Source organism: Myxococcales bacterium, assembly GCA_016720545.1.
GTDB lineage: Bacteria > Myxococcota_A > Polyangia > Polyangiales > Polyangiaceae > JAAFHV01.
Map to the genome: position 1 here is coordinate 1 of JADKKK010000010.1, position 13,228 is coordinate 13,228.

Annotated in this window: 10 protein-coding genes, 1 tRNA gene and 2 pseudogenes; 6 read left to right on the forward strand and 7 right to left on the reverse strand. The window is 70.8% G+C overall.

What is annotated here, in order from left to right:
• Positions 1–500: 500 nt before the first annotated feature.
• Positions 501–770, forward strand: coding sequence for a hypothetical protein (locus IPQ09_18715; protein ID MBL0196216.1), 270 nt, complete (start codon positions 501–503; stop codon positions 768–770).
• Positions 771–1,375: 605 nt separating this feature from the next.
• Here the strand turns inward: IPQ09_18715 and IPQ09_18720 are convergent.
• Both IPQ09_18720 and IPQ09_18725 read right to left on the reverse strand, forming a co-directional pair.
• Positions 1,376–1,633, reverse strand: coding sequence for a hypothetical protein (locus IPQ09_18720; protein ID MBL0196217.1), 258 nt, complete (start codon positions 1,631–1,633; stop codon positions 1,376–1,378).
• Between the two features lie 1,974 nt (positions 1,634–3,607).
• Positions 3,608–3,997 (reverse strand): hypothetical protein, encoded by a 390-nt coding sequence (locus tag IPQ09_18725; GenBank protein MBL0196218.1) that lies wholly within the window; start codon positions 3,995–3,997, stop codon positions 3,608–3,610.
• A gap of 535 nt (positions 3,998–4,532) precedes the next feature.
• On the opposite strand from IPQ09_18725, the gene IPQ09_18730 reads away from it, so the two are divergent.
• The 3 genes from IPQ09_18730 (at position 4,533) to IPQ09_18740 (ending at position 7,675) form a co-directional block, all read left to right on the forward strand.
• The gene (locus IPQ09_18730) at positions 4,533–4,724 is read left to right on the forward strand and encodes a hypothetical protein (GenBank protein ID MBL0196219.1); all 192 of its coding nucleotides are present in this window, start codon (positions 4,533–4,535) and stop codon (positions 4,722–4,724) included.
• Positions 4,725–4,991: 267 nt separating this feature from the next.
• Positions 4,992–5,267, forward strand: a complete 276-nt coding sequence (locus IPQ09_18735) for a hypothetical protein (protein MBL0196220.1) — start codon at positions 4,992–4,994, stop codon at positions 5,265–5,267.
• 1,550 nt (positions 5,268–6,817) lie between these two features.
• Positions 6,818–7,675, forward strand: coding sequence for a hypothetical protein (locus tag IPQ09_18740; protein MBL0196221.1), 858 nt, complete (start codon positions 6,818–6,820; stop codon positions 7,673–7,675).
• A gap of 42 nt (positions 7,676–7,717) precedes the next feature.
• Here IPQ09_18740 and IPQ09_18745 read toward each other — a convergent pair.
• The 5 genes and pseudogenes from IPQ09_18745 to IPQ09_18765 form a co-directional block, all read right to left on the reverse strand.
• Positions 7,718–8,390, reverse strand: a pseudogene (locus tag IPQ09_18745) (carbonic anhydrase).
• A gap of 76 nt (positions 8,391–8,466) precedes the next feature.
• A complete protein-coding gene (locus tag IPQ09_18750; protein ID MBL0196222.1) occupies positions 8,467–8,847 on the reverse strand; it encodes a hypothetical protein in 381 nt (126 codons plus the stop codon).
• Positions 8,848–9,024: 177 nt separating this feature from the next.
• A complete protein-coding gene (locus IPQ09_18755) occupies positions 9,025–9,168 on the reverse strand; it encodes a hypothetical protein (GenBank protein ID MBL0196223.1) in 144 nt (47 codons plus the stop codon).
• Positions 9,169–9,186: 18 nt separating this feature from the next.
• Positions 9,187–11,202 (reverse strand): annotated as a pseudogene (locus tag IPQ09_18760) (FAD-dependent oxidoreductase).
• 237 nt (positions 11,203–11,439) lie between these two features.
• Positions 11,440–11,513: transfer RNA gene (locus IPQ09_18765), tRNA-Arg, on the reverse strand.
• A gap of 446 nt (positions 11,514–11,959) precedes the next feature.
• Between IPQ09_18765 and IPQ09_18770 the strand changes: the two genes are divergently transcribed.
• Together IPQ09_18770 and IPQ09_18775 are read left to right on the forward strand one after the other, a co-directional pair.
• Positions 11,960–12,397 (forward strand): hypothetical protein, encoded by a 438-nt coding sequence (locus IPQ09_18770; GenBank protein MBL0196224.1) that lies wholly within the window; start codon positions 11,960–11,962, stop codon positions 12,395–12,397.
• A complete protein-coding gene (locus IPQ09_18775) occupies positions 12,394–13,188 on the forward strand; it encodes a UTP--glucose-1-phosphate uridylyltransferase (protein MBL0196225.1) in 795 nt (264 codons plus the stop codon). The genes IPQ09_18770 and IPQ09_18775 overlap by 4 nt, the downstream gene beginning before the upstream one ends.
• Positions 13,189–13,228: the final 40 nt, after the last annotated feature.

Here is a 13,228-nt window from a genome sequence, read left to right on the forward strand (position 1 = left end):
GAGGAGCACGGCCGGTCGGTCCCAAGTTCCGTGGTGCGAAGCGGGGGGCTCCAGCGGTATCATGTGAGCGTGTTCGTCGTCTGGCTTTCGGTGGCCGGTAGTCGCGACCAACGTTAAGATCTGCCCAGATCTCCTGCGAACTGCATAATTCGCCAGCGGCATGTCTGAGGCTGTCGGCGGCGACCCCGTTCCCTGCGGTCTGCATGGGGTTTAACCCTCGCCACGGGGCCTCGCTTCCCTTCGCGGGCCGCCCGCGGTATCGCCTCTCTCCGCCATGACCGACCGCGTCCCCACTCGATCACTTTGAGCACCTTCGGCCCCGACCAGCCCTGCTTCGGCTGCGGCCCGCGACACCCGATGGGGTTTCACCTCGAGCCCTACCGGGAGGGCGACGTCGTCTGCGTCGACTGCCCGCCGCCGGAGCGGCGGTTCCAAGGGCCGCCCGGGCTCATGCATGGTGGCCTGGTAGTGGCCGTACGCTCGCCGACGAAACCCGGCGCGTGGGTCGTCCTCGGCCTCGGGAGCGCTTCGGCTTCACGGCCGCCATCGAGGCTCGCCTGCTGCGACCCGTTCGTATCGGCGCGCCCGTCCATGGCCGCGGGCAAATCCTGTCGGACACCCACCGCGTCGTGAAGATGAGCATCACCCTCGCGCAGGAGGGCGCGGAGGTGTTCCGCGGGACCCTCACCTTCGCGCTCCTCGATCGGGCGTCCGCGGAGAAGCTCCTCGGGGGGCCGCTCCCCGACACCTGGGTGCGATTCGCGCGCTGAGCGTGCGGCTCACCGGCCCGCCGAGTACGCCTCGAACACCTTTCCCAGGCCACGACGAACGCGCTTCGACCACCACGACACGTCATTTTCGAGAGCAGCACCGCGACGGCGATCTCCGGCCTCTCGGCGGGCGCGAAGCCCGCGAACCGGGGAGATTATGCGCGTCGGGTGCCCGCCCCACCGAGGGTGCCGGTCTTTGCCCGCGACGTTGACGTTCAGCAGCACGGAGCGCGCTCCCCCCGAGCCTCGCGGAACGCCTTCGCGGCCGTCCCCGCCGCGTGGTCACCACCAACATCTGGGTCATCGCCCCCGCGGTCTCGGGGCTGCCATCGCGCGGCCGACGGACTTACGCGCGATTGGCGCGCCGCTGTCGTGCACGAAGAGCTTCACCTTCTCGCCGCTGATTCGCCCTCGTCACGTAGCGCCCAGAGCGCGCCGGAGAGGAAGGCATCGCGCTCAGAAGCCGGCCGACGCCCTCGCGAAACCGAACCGATCGTCCAGGATCGTCGCCTCGCCGAACGCCGCATCGACGTCCTTGAGCACCTTCCGCGCCGAAGCCGAGCGCGCCCGCCGTCTTGCGGAGGGCTCGAGGGGCGACAGTTGCTTCAGCGTGAGGCGCGCTGAGGCGCGATGCGGGGCCCGAGGGCCTCCGAGAAGGGGACACACCCGAGGTCGCGGGGGCTGTCGTCGAGGTCCGCCTCGGTGATGCCGTGCTCGGCGTCCGTGTAGCACTGCCGGGTGGTGAGCGAGACGCGGTGCCGGTCAAGGATTTTTCCGGTCGTGACGACAAAGAATACACTCGCGCTGGATGTGTGCGCCTCGCGGACCCAGTCGCCGGGCCCGCGGGACGCCCACGCGAGCACGGCCGGTGCGAACGTCGGAGATGGCGATCGCGCCGCCGGGCGCACGCGACTCGTCCAGCTTTAAGCGCAGCGTCTTCGCCTGAAGCGTCGGGTCGACCGTGGTCTTGCCGGTCAGGCTGCCGAGCCCCGCGTGCACCATGGCAGAGCAGGCGCCCTCGGAGCCGTGGGCGCGGCGAGCCGCGCTGATCTTGCCGTGTGCGTCCGCAGCAGGTGGGTGAGAGGCCGGGGTGGCGGCGTGCGCGACCAGGGCGACCGCGTGCGGGGCCGGGCCAGCCGCCTGGTACGTGGCTGCCAACGGCACCAGTGACGCGAGCGCGAGGACGCGAGCAAGGCTTTAACATGAAGTCCGCTAGCCCACAAGGTCGGGCCCGGGCCAACCTCGGCCCGTCGCGCCGGCGACCGCAGGCGCCCCGCGTCCCAGCCGCGCGTCGCCGCGCGAGCTTGGCCATATCCCACTTTGAGGTCAGCACCGCCTGGCCTTCGCGAGCGCGCGCGCGCCTCGGAAGCGTGCCGCAAAGGCTCGCGGGCGCGTACGTGGTCGCCTGCGCAGTCTCGGCCTGCGCGTCGCGGTTCGAGGTGGAGACCACGCGCTGTACGTCGCAGCCTCGGCCTCGGCTTCGGCCTCCACCGCCCCTACCGCCCCGCCGCCGCCGCCCGGCGACACGGGCGTAGACGAGCGCCCCGAACGACGCGGGCAAAGGGAGCAGCGACGCCGCAGGCGACGCCCCGATTATCGCCGCGGCCGACGCAGCCTCCACGCGCAAGCGCGTCTTCGTAGCTGGACCACCTGCAAGGGCAACGATCATCGACCTGGGCGGCGTGACCGGGGCGCGGGCGCCGACGTCCTCTGTGGCAAGGTGGCCGTCGCGACGAAACCTCATCGGCCGGTTCGACGCTGAATCTCCGACATGGACGAAAACGCGGCCGCGCGCCTCGCCGACCCTGGCCCGTTCTACGACGTGACGCGCCGGACGCTCGTCTTCGACAAGAACCCGGCGCTCGGTCCGCAACCTGTCGCCATCCCCGGCGGACCGTGGCGCTGGGGGTCTTGTGCACCGTGTGGACGGGGAACCGGCGGCCGGGGTGAAGCTCGGCGACTGCGAGTGGTGGATGGGCGGCGGCTCGATGTTTTAATGAAACGCCCCCTTACGAACACCCCCCACAAGCTTCGCCAGCGCGGAGACCGTCTCGTGCGACTCCTCGCGCCGCCTGTACCCCTTCGAGCGGTAGCTAACGTTGAAGCGGCGCGTCAGGCAAGCCCGCGTGTTCGGAGAAACCGCGCCATGCGCTGCCAGCCTCGTCCTTCGTGACCTTCGCGTCCGAGCAGTACAAGCTCTCGAGCGGGAGCCGATCTTCAGCCAGTCGCCGAGCGGAAAAGCGCCGGGAGACCCAGGCAGGATCAAGGTGCCGCGGCTTCTTCAGGCGCTTGATCGACGAGGGCAGCGGACCGAGCGCCGGGTTGTCCGATAGGGCCGGGAAATCGAAGCGCGCCGAGCTCGCCGATCGACAGCGGCCGCGAAACCGAGAAGCTGGGCGAGGCTCTGGACGTACATCGTGTCCAGCGACCGCGGGCGACGCATCGACTCCGGGAGGCTCGGTAGGCCGGTGCGCGCGTCGCGGAGACGTGCTTCCAGCGCAGCCCGAGGTCTCCGATGCCCAGGTCGGCAGCTTCTTCAACTGCGGGCGATTACGCAGAGGAGAGCACCTCGAGGCTCTTCGGGAGCGCGCCCTCGAGATCGACGCGAGGAGCTCTTTTCCCGTGAATCCGAAACCGGCTTCAGCGCGCCGAGACGCCGAGCCCCTCCGGCAGCGCGGTGAACGCGCCGGTCAGCGTGAGCTTGTGAAACCGCGGGCCGCGCGACCGAGGGGAGCGTGGTGCCCGTCTCGACGCTGAGCGTGAAATGGGTGAGGCCCAGCGGCAGCGCGTCGTCCGCGATCTTGGTGAGCGCCTCGGACTGAATCAGGAGAGGACCCTCAGCTTCGCCAGGAGGCCCGCGAGGAACGGGACCTTCCGGGCTTGTCCAGCCACAACGTGAGGCTCGAAGGCTCGGTCAAGCCCGCGATCGACGCCGACCGGTGCGTCATGGTTCCGTCGGAGGATCTCGAGGCTCCCCGGGCTTCTTCGCGCGCCAGACGCTCTTCGGCCCGTGGGCGAGGCTCGAGCCACTCGAGCCGGAGCTTCCGGAGGTTGGGAAACAAGTCGAAGCGCAGGTCCTCGAGCGCCCGCAGCTTCCGCAAAGATTGGGTGGGGCGGATGCCCTCGATCCGCGGCATCTTGGCGAGATCCGACGCCTCCTCGAACGGGCTCTGCGAGAGCGCGAAACCGCGGAGACAGGGCATGCGGAACAGGACCTCGGGGATCATGCGTCATCCGCGTGCCGCCCGTCACGTGGAGCGATCGCAGCGCGGTGAGCCGCGCGATGCCGTCGGGGATGGTGGTGATGGGAGCGCCGATGCCAGGCGACTCGAGCAGAGGCGGCCCGAAAGACCGCGTCGGGGAGCGCGGTCGCCTTGCCGTCGGAGACGTTGCGGCTCTTGCCGTCGTTGGCAAACGAGGTCTCGATCCCGGGCTTCGGAGGCTTCTTCGCCTTCGCCGGTCTCTTGGGCAGGGCCGGAGATCGACCTCCTTCCGAAGCGCGCGAAAGCGCGCGACGCAGTCGCAGCGCTGCTTCAGGCTCGCCGCGCGGACCTTCGCGCTCCGCTTCGCGGAGGTTTTCCTCCATCTCCACGTGACGCTTCCTCCAGAGAGTCGCTCACCGGGTGGGGATCACTCCTTCGGTCACGCTCACTCCGAAGACGTGTCCGCGGGCACGACGAGCGGCTCCGCGCAGCTGTCGAAACAGGGCCTGCAGCGGAGCTGATCTAATCCACAGAAACGCGACCGCGCCGCGCCGCGAGTATGTCGAGCGCAGAGGGGCGCGCCGCCGCTCTTCGCGACGCGAGGAGCGGCCAGGTAGGCTGGAACCAGTGCTCGCGGGCGTGCGACTGGGCCTGGCAGAGGCCAAGCGCCATCACGGAAGACGAAGGACACGAGGTCGCCGCGGCCTTCGCCATCTTCGTGGGCGATGTCGAGAAGTCCTCGGTGACCTGACGGTACGCCTTCCCCCCTTCGCCGCGGCGGATGTTGTCTCAATGATGGCGTAGAACATTCGTGAAAGCGCGCTCTGCCGCTATCTGCTCGCGGGGATCGAAAGTGTGAACGTCGTCGAGAAGCCAGTGCCGCCCATCTCCGCGAGGATATCGGACGGCAAGCGCTCCACAAAGCTCGCGCGCCGCGGCTCGGGGAGAGTTCGGCCTCCCCGCCGCGCCTAGCGCGACGACGTGGCCAGGAGAGCGCCGTGTGGTCTATGAGCCATGCGTGCACTCCGCCCCTGGCCCTTCCGCCGCGCCCTCAGGAGAACGGCGGGAGCCCATCACCCGCGACGGCCTGACGTGCGCGTGGTCTGCTCAGCGCAAGCGCGGCCACCGGCACTCGACCGACGACGTGCTCACCGCGGCGTACGCGCTCGAGCCGGCGGCGCGCCCGACGACGCGACCACGCTCGACCTCGAGAGCCGGCATCGGGACCGTCGGCCTGCTCGTGCTCTGGGGCCCCGGCGACGCGCGCCTCGTCGGCGTGGAAGCCAGGAGGTGAGCTTCCGCTCTTTCGCCCGAGAACCTGCGCCTGGGCCGCGAGGCGCACGTGAGCCCAGTCCACGGCGATCTCCGGACCACGACGCTCGGGCAGCTTCCCCTCGTGACGGGGAGCCCGCCGTACTTCGACGTCAAGCCGGCGTGGTGCCGAGCGACTCGCAGAAGCCCACGCGCGCTTCGAGCTCCCGCGGCGCCGTGGCCGACTACGCGCTCGCGGCGCGGCGCGCGTCACACCGACGGGCGCTTCGTCTTCTGCTTCCCCCACCCGTGCGGAGGCTCGGGCGCTGGGGGCGTGCGCGCCGCTGGGCTCGCGATCGTCACACGCGACGTGGTCCCGCGCGCCAGCCTGTCGCCCCTGTTCTCTCTTCGCGTGCAGGATCGCGAGCCCAGCCGGCGCCGACGAGTCGACCCAGTGGAAGAGCCGCCGTTCCTGGTGCGGGGATGCGGGCGGCGGTCTCAGCGAGGCGATGCGCAGGGTCCGTGCCCGCTTTCGGTGGCCGGATCGTCGCGATAGGAGAACGAACCGTTCTCCGTTGAGCATCAATATCAACAGGCCCGCCCCTCGCATCACTGCGCCATGCCCACCCTTCGAAAGTGGCTCCCGTCTTCGCCATCGCGGCGAGCGCCGCAGGCGCGTTCGTCACCGCCGCCGGTCCCGTGGAGGCCGCGCCCAACAAGGACCTCAAGCAGCTCATGAAGCAGCTCGGTCAGCGACCGCCGCGGGCGACACGGCGCTCGACGCGCTGTCTCGCGAGACCCAGGACGCCTGGGTGGGGGTCGTGCTCCGCTACGAGGACGGCCTCGGCCGGTTTGGCCACACATCTTCCTACGTGACCTGCCTCGCGTCGGCCGCGGCGGACGACGAGCGCTTCGGGCTCGCGGAGGGCGCGCTGGGCGCCCCTCGAGCGACGCTCGAGAAGTGCGCCGGCGAGCTGCGGCGTGCTCTCGGCGCAGCTTCGGCTGAAGTCTCGCGGGGCTGCTCGGCGATTCCGCGGCTCGCCGGCGCGGAGCACTTTCTCTCGCAGCTCCGGGTCGACGCCCAGCGGCGTATGCCCGCCGCGCTCGAGGCCCTCGCGTCCGACCTCGCGACGGACGGCATCTTCGGCTGGGGTCGCCTCTACGACACGGTCGCCGGGAAGCTCTCGTTCCAGCCCGACCCTCCCCGACGGCACCCACGAGGTCGTCCCCATGGCCGCGCGCCGCTCGCGCATGCCGGTGCCGGATCGCGCCGTGCGCAGGCCGCGTTCACCGCGGGGAACCGCGCGTGGGAGAGGCGGTCTCCGACGTCACGGCAGCGGCGCTCAACCGCATCAGCGGCACGCGCCTCGCGCTCTACCGACGCCGCGGCGTCGAGCACTTCCACGACGCCGCGCTCCACGACGCGGGCATCTCTCGCCGCACGCTCGACGCGATGAACGAGGCGGTGGTGGGCGGGCGCCCGCTCGCGCGCGCCCGGGGTCTGCTCCTCAAGGCCCGCGCCATGGGCCTCCCCGCGATCGCCTGGTACGACCTCGAGGCGCCGCTGCCGTTGCCAGAGACCGAGCGCATCCCTTGGGAGCGCGGCAGAGACCTCGTGCGCCGCGCCTTCGCGGGCTCGTACCCCGCCCTCGCCGCCCACGTCGACGAGGCCCTCGCCAGCGCTGGATCGAGGCCGAGCCGCGCGCCGGCAAGCGCCCCGGCGCCTACTGCACCGGCAGCGATCTCACGGGCGAGTCGCGGGTGTTCATGACCTACCAGGGCGCGCTCGGCGACGTCTCCACGCTGGCGCACGAGCTTGGCCACTCGTTCCACCATCACGTGCTCGCGGGCACGCTCGCGATGCTCGCGCGGCAGTACCCGATGACCCTCGCCGAGACCGCCTCCACCTTCGCCGAGAGCGTCCTCTCCGCCGGCCTGCTGGCCGAGCCAGGCATCTCCGCGGCTGCGCGTGCGCAGCTGCTCGGGGAGGTCGCGGGCGACGCCGCGGCGTTCCTGCTCGACGTGCCCGCCCGCTTTCTCTTCGAGAGCCGCTTCTACGAGCTGCGCTCGCAGGGGGAGGTGCCCGCGAGCCGCCTGTCGTCGCTCATGGTCGAGGCGCAGCGCGAGGTGTTCGACGAGGCGCTCCAGGTGGGCGCCGAGGATCCCCTCTTCTGGGCCTCGAAGCTGCACTTCTTCATCCCGGACTTGTCGTTTTATAACTTCCCGTATACATTCGGCTATTTGCTGTCGCGCGGGCTCTACGCGCGCTTCCTCGAGGAGGGCCTGACTTCCTCCTCGCTACGAGGCGTTCCTCCGCGCCACCGGCGGCGCGCTCGCGCACGAGGTGGCCCGCGCGCGTCGATCGGCGAGGACCTCGAGTCGCCCGAGTTCTGGGCGCGCGATCGCCACGCTGGAGGCTCCGATCGCGGAGCTCGAGGCCGCGCTCCGTGAGGGTGATGGGCGCGCCGCCACCTGACCGGGCCGCCGCGACGGTCAAATCCGAGTGGATGGGCGCGATTGAGCGGCCGCCGTGCTGGCCGGGCCGACCAGCTCCTCCGTGAGCGCGAAGAACTGCTCGGCGTCGGTGTCGTAGGCGAACACGTCGCCGGTCTCGATCTTGTAGACCCAGCCGTGCAGGCCGAGATCCCCTTTGGCGAGGCGCGCGGCGACCGCAGGCATCGTGCGAAGGTTCTCGATTTGCACGAGCACGTTCTCCTCGATCGCCGCAGTGAGGAGGGGCTCGCCCTCGAGGTCGGCGTAGCACTTGGTGACGATCTGGCGGGTCTCCTCGGCGTAGTCGAGCCACGCGCGCATGGCGGGCAGCTCGGCGGTGCTCGAGGGGTCGAGGAGCGCGCCGATCGCCCCGCAGTGGGAGTGCCCGCACACGATGATGTCCTCGACCTCCAGGACCGCGACGGCGTACTCGACCGTCGCGGCCTCGCCGTTCAGCGGGGCGCCGCTCGGGGGAACGATGTTGCCCGCGTTGCGCAAGATGAAGAGCTCGCCGGGGTGCGTCCCGGTCAGCAGGTTCGGGTTCACTCGGGAGTCCGAGCACGTGATGAACAGCGTGTCCGGTGCTGCCCCTCGCGAGCCGCTCGAACATCGCTCGCTCGGAGCGGAACACGTTCTTCTGGAAGTGGTGGATGCCTCGGACGAGCTTCTGCATGATCCTCCTGCTGCGCGGCCGCCAGGCTACCACCCCCCGATCCGCGAGCTTGGCCCTTCGTCGCCGCCTCGTCGGGCTACTCGCTCGAGCTCACGGCGTCGCGGAGCAGCGCGTCCTTTTTCCGCTCGAGGTCGGCCACCATGCGCTCGTAGGCCTCTTGCGAGAGCACTGTCTCGCGCGCGGCCATCTCGTCGAGGAATTTGTCGGAGATCCGGTCGATGCGCGCGCGGGTCTCCTGCATGCGGTGGGCCCACTCCTCCTCCATCACCTCGAGCGGCACGGCGTCGGGCAGGGCGAGCTCGGCGCGAATGCGCATGAGGAGCGAGTGCTCCTGGGAGCGAGCAGCGGCCGTCCACGTTGGCCATCGCCACGGCGGCGCGGAACGTCGGCTCCCGGCCTCGTCGGAGCGCAGAGCGGCGAGCGAGGCCGGCAGATCGACGCGCTCGTCCGGGCGCACGCGGACGTTAGGCTGGCTCCCGATGCCGGAGGCAGGTGCCGTTCGTCGTGGTCGACGTCTCCGTCGACTTGTGCGACGGCCAGAGAACGCGGAGGCTGGCGCGAAGTTCTACGGGGTCCATGGCCGGAGTCTAGCCACGGCAGAGCTTGAGCGCCCGCGCGGAAAACGCGCTTCCGATCAGCGACCGCCGGCCACGTAGCGTGGGCTCCCGGCGACGAACGTGCGGAGGGTCCCGCGGTGGAGCCCCGGCGCGAGCCCCATGGCGTTCGCGCTGGCGGGCGTGCCGTACAGGGTCGCTCTCCGGAGCTCGGCGTCGTACACCGGCGGCTCGGCCGCGTCTCAGAGCGCCGCGCCGACCCGCGCGCCCTCCAGGATGGCGCGCCGCGCGTCGAGCTCCCCCGCGAGCTTCGCGCCGCCGATGACGTGCACGTTCGCCCGCCCGATGCGCTCGCCCTCGGAGGCAGAGCCCGCGAGCTCGCGCGCGGACTCTTGGCCCGCGCAGAGCACCACGTGATCCACGTCGAGCACCTGCGGCACGCCGCCGACCTTCACGTGGAGGCCGCGATCGTCGATCGCGACGTACTCGACGTCGGCCAGCATGTGCACGCCGTAGGCCTTCAGGAGCAGGCGGTGGGCCCAGCCGGTGGTCTTGCCAGGGCCAGCCCCCATCTTCTTGTCGCCGGCCCGCCGCTGGAGCAGCCACACCTCGCGCGGCGCCTCGTGCGGCGCGGCCTTCGCGAGGCCGCCGACCGCCTCTCCGCTGAGGTCGATCCCCACTGCGTGGCGTAGTGCGTGACCGAGGCGCGCCCTCCTCGAGGAGGGTAGGCGCACACGTCGACGCCCACGCCGCCGGCGCCGATCACGGCCACGCGCCGCCCCGCCTCGACCTTGCCCGAGAGAGATCGGGGTAGCTCACGACCCAGGGTGCTTCACGCCGTCGAGCCGCGGAACGCGCGGCACGACGCCCGTGGCCACGACGACCTCGTCGTAGCCCCCGAGCTCGGCGCGCGTCGCGCGCGTGCCGGTGCGCACCTCCACGCCGGTCTTCCTGAGCTCGGTCTCGAAGTAGCGAATCGTCTCGGAGAACTCCTCCTTGCCAGGCACGCGCGCGGCGAGCCGGAACTGGCCGCCGATGGAGCCCTCCGCCTCGAAGAGCGTGACCGCGTGGCCTCGCTTCCCGGCTCCGTGGCGACCGAGCCCGGCCATGCCCGCGCCCACGACCGCGATTTTCTTCGGGTTCTTGGCGCGCAGGTGAACGAAGCTCCGTCTCGTAGCCGCCGCGCCGTTCACGAGGCAGGTGGCGCGCTTGCCTTGGAAGGTGAGGTCGAGGCAGCCCCTGGTTGCGCGATGCGTGTTGATGGCCTCGGGCTCGCCCGCCGCCGCCTTGTTCACGAAGTCAGCGTCGGCGAGCAGCGGCCGAGCCATCGAGACGAGATCGGCGTCGCCCGCCGCCAGGAGGTCCTCGGCGTCCTCCGGGGTGTTGATGCGGTTCGACGCGATGACCGGGATGTCGAGCTCGGCGCGCATCTTCGCGGTGAGCGCGCGGAACGCCGCGCGAGGCACCTGCGTGGCGATGGTGGGGATCCGCGCCTCGTGCCAGCCGATACCCGTGTTGCAGGACGTCGGCGCCCGCCGCCAGAGACCGCCTTGGCGATGGTGACGATGTCGGGCCACGCGTTGCCGCCCGGCACCAGATCGAGGAGCGACATGCGGTACACGATGAGAAAGTCGGGGCCCGTGGCCTCGCGCACGGCCCGCACGACCTCGACCGGGGAGGCGCATGCGGTTCTCCACCGGGCCGCCGTACTCGTCGGTGCGCTCGTTGACGCGCGGGCAGGAGAACTGGCTCAGCAGATGCCCCTCGGAGCCCATGATCTCGACGCCGTCGTACCCCGCGAGCTTGGCGAGGCGCGCGCACCGCGCGTAGTCACGCACGGTGGCTTTGATCTCGAAGCGCATCATCGCCCGCGGCTTGAACGGCGAGATGGGCGACTTCTTCGCCGACGACGACACGACGAACGGGTGGTAGCCGTACCGCCCCGCGTGAGGATCTGCACAGCGATCTTGCCGCCGTGCGCGTGCGCGGCGCTCGTCTGCGGTGGAAGTACACGTCGGCGCGGCGGTTCAGCGTGCCGCCGAACGGCAAGAGCCACCCCCTGGCGGTTCGGGGGAGATACCGCCGGTGATGATGAGCCCGACGCCGCCGCGCGCCCGCTCTTCAAAGTAAGCGGCGAGCTTCCCGTAGTTGAAGAACCGGTCCTCGAGGCCGGTGTGCATCGAGCCCATCACGACGCGGTTCTTGAGCGTCAGAGGGCCAAGATCGATGGGCGAGAGCAGGGTGGGGTACGCGGTCATGGCGCGCGCACCCTAGCAGGTCCTGCAGGTCGCTCGCCCCCCGGCCGGCGAGGCAAGGCGAGCGAGCAGACCCCTGGGAACTGCGGCAACGGGCTGTTCATCACCAGGGCGTGTGCGGGTGCGGAGTCGGGCCGGACGCAGTGTTGCGACGGGACGACGAGCCCCACGTGTCAGTGCCGCGCGGGCGGCCTGTAGGTGGTCGCGAAGGGCCTCGCGCGGAATCCCATGAAGAAGCGGCACGCCCGGTAAGATTCGAACTTACGACATTCGGCTTCGAAGGCCGACGCTCTATCCAGCTGAGCTACGGGCGCAAGCGGTTACGTTCCGACGGGTTACAGCGGCGCGCGCGCGGCGTCAATCGTGCGCTGCGAGCCCAGCCGAAGCGGGTCCACGCGAGCGACCCCGTTTGGTCAAGGTGGATGACTACTTGCCCCGCCCGATCTGTCGGACGGCGCGGTCGCCACACACGCGGGCATCGCCACAAGGGCAAACGCGCCCGCGACCGTGAAGCGGAGCCACGACGCCGCGCGATGCGGGGCGATCGCGTTGTGGTGCGTGCGGTGCGTGCGGTGCGTGCGGTGCGTGATGCCCATCTCCCTGCTCCGTCCCTGATTCTACGCCCCTACGAGTGAACACCTTCCCGGGCCGTCGCGCCAACCCTGAGTCACATTTGTCGCCTCTTCTCGCACCTCTTCTCGCACCTCTTCTCGCACCTCTTTTCTCACCTCCGCCGCGAAAATGGCGCGACACTGCGCCCATGACCGCAGCCGCTCTCGTGTCCGATCTCGCGTCTGACCTCGCGGGGCTCGACCCGCAGCTCAGGGCCCGCCTCGACGCGGCGGGCTTCCGCGACGCCCGCCTCGTCGAGCTCGCCGCCGGCCTCGCCGACAAGGCCGCGCTCTTCGCGAAGAACCGCCTGACCGGCGACGTGACCCCGCCGCGCGACACGGAGCTCCTCTCGCTCCCCGAGCCCGGCAGCGCCGAAGCGGAGCGGCTGGGCGCCCTCGGGCGAGCGGCGATCGACCGAGGCGAGCTCGCGTTCTGCGTCCTCGCCGGCGGCATGGCGACCCGCATGGGCGGCGTCGTGAAGGCGCTCGTCGAGGCCTTCGACGGCCGCACGTTCCTCGACCTGCGGCTCGCGGAGAACGCGAGCGCCGGCGCGAAGGCCAAGGCGCCGATCCCCTTTGGCTCATGACGAGCGAGGCCACCGACGGCGGCATTCGCGAGGCGCTCCGCGCGCGCAGCGCCCCCGACCACGTCCACCAGTTCACCCAGGACCTAGGCCTGCGCCTCGCGCCCGAGGGTGGCCTGTTTCGCGAGGACGACGGCGATCCCAGCGCGTACGCGACCGGCCACGGCGATCTCGTCGACGCGCTCCGGCGCACGCCGCTGCTGGGCCAGTTCCTCGCGCGCGGCGGCGAGGGCCCGAAGACCGTGTGGATCGCGAACCTCGACAACCTCGGCGCGTCGATCGATCCGGTCGTGCTCGGGCGCTTCCTCGAGTCGAAGAAGCAGGTGATGGTGGAGGTCTGCAAGAAGGCCCCCGGCGATCGCGGCGGCGTCCCCGTGCACGCGCACGGAAAACTGCAGGTGGTCGAGGAGTTCCGCCTGCCGGCGGGCTTCGACGGCGCGTCGGTGCCCGTCTTCAACACGAACACGTTCCTCGTGTCGGCCGAGGCCCTCGCGACCGCGAACATCCCTTGGACGTACTTCGCGGTCGAGAAGAAGGTGCAGGGGCGCGTCGCCATTCAGTTCGAGAGGCTCCTGCAGGAGCTCACCTCCGCCCTCGACGCGGGCTACGTGGTCGTGCCGCGCGACGGGGCTGCCTCGCGCTTTCTGCCCGTGAAGGATCACGACGAGCTCGCGCGCCGCCGCCCGAAATCCAGGAAGTCGCGCGCGCTCGGGGTATGTTGTAACCACGGTGGCAGGTGCACGCCGCTGCGACCCGCCACGAAAGCGCAAGGAATGACGTGCAGTTCGAGATAACCCACGAGTTCGACATCCTCTCGATGCGCTCGAGCTCGCG

What these genes read in the sequence shown, in the direction of transcription:
- IPQ09_18725 (MBL0196218.1), bottom strand. Translation starts at nt 3,997, where the DNA reads ATGATCCCCGAGGTCCTGTTCCGCATGCCCTGTCTCCGCGGTTTCGCG.
- IPQ09_18730 (MBL0196219.1), top strand. Translation starts at nt 4,533, where the DNA reads ATGTCGAGCGCAGAGGGGCGCGCCGCCGCTCTTCGCGACGCGAGGAGC.
- IPQ09_18770 (MBL0196224.1), top strand. Translation starts at nt 11,960, where the DNA reads ATGACCGCAGCCGCTCTCGTGTCCGATCTCGCGTCTGACCTCGCGGGG.
- IPQ09_18775 (MBL0196225.1), top strand. Translation starts at nt 12,394, where the DNA reads ATGACGAGCGAGGCCACCGACGGCGGCATTCGCGAGGCGCTCCGCGCG.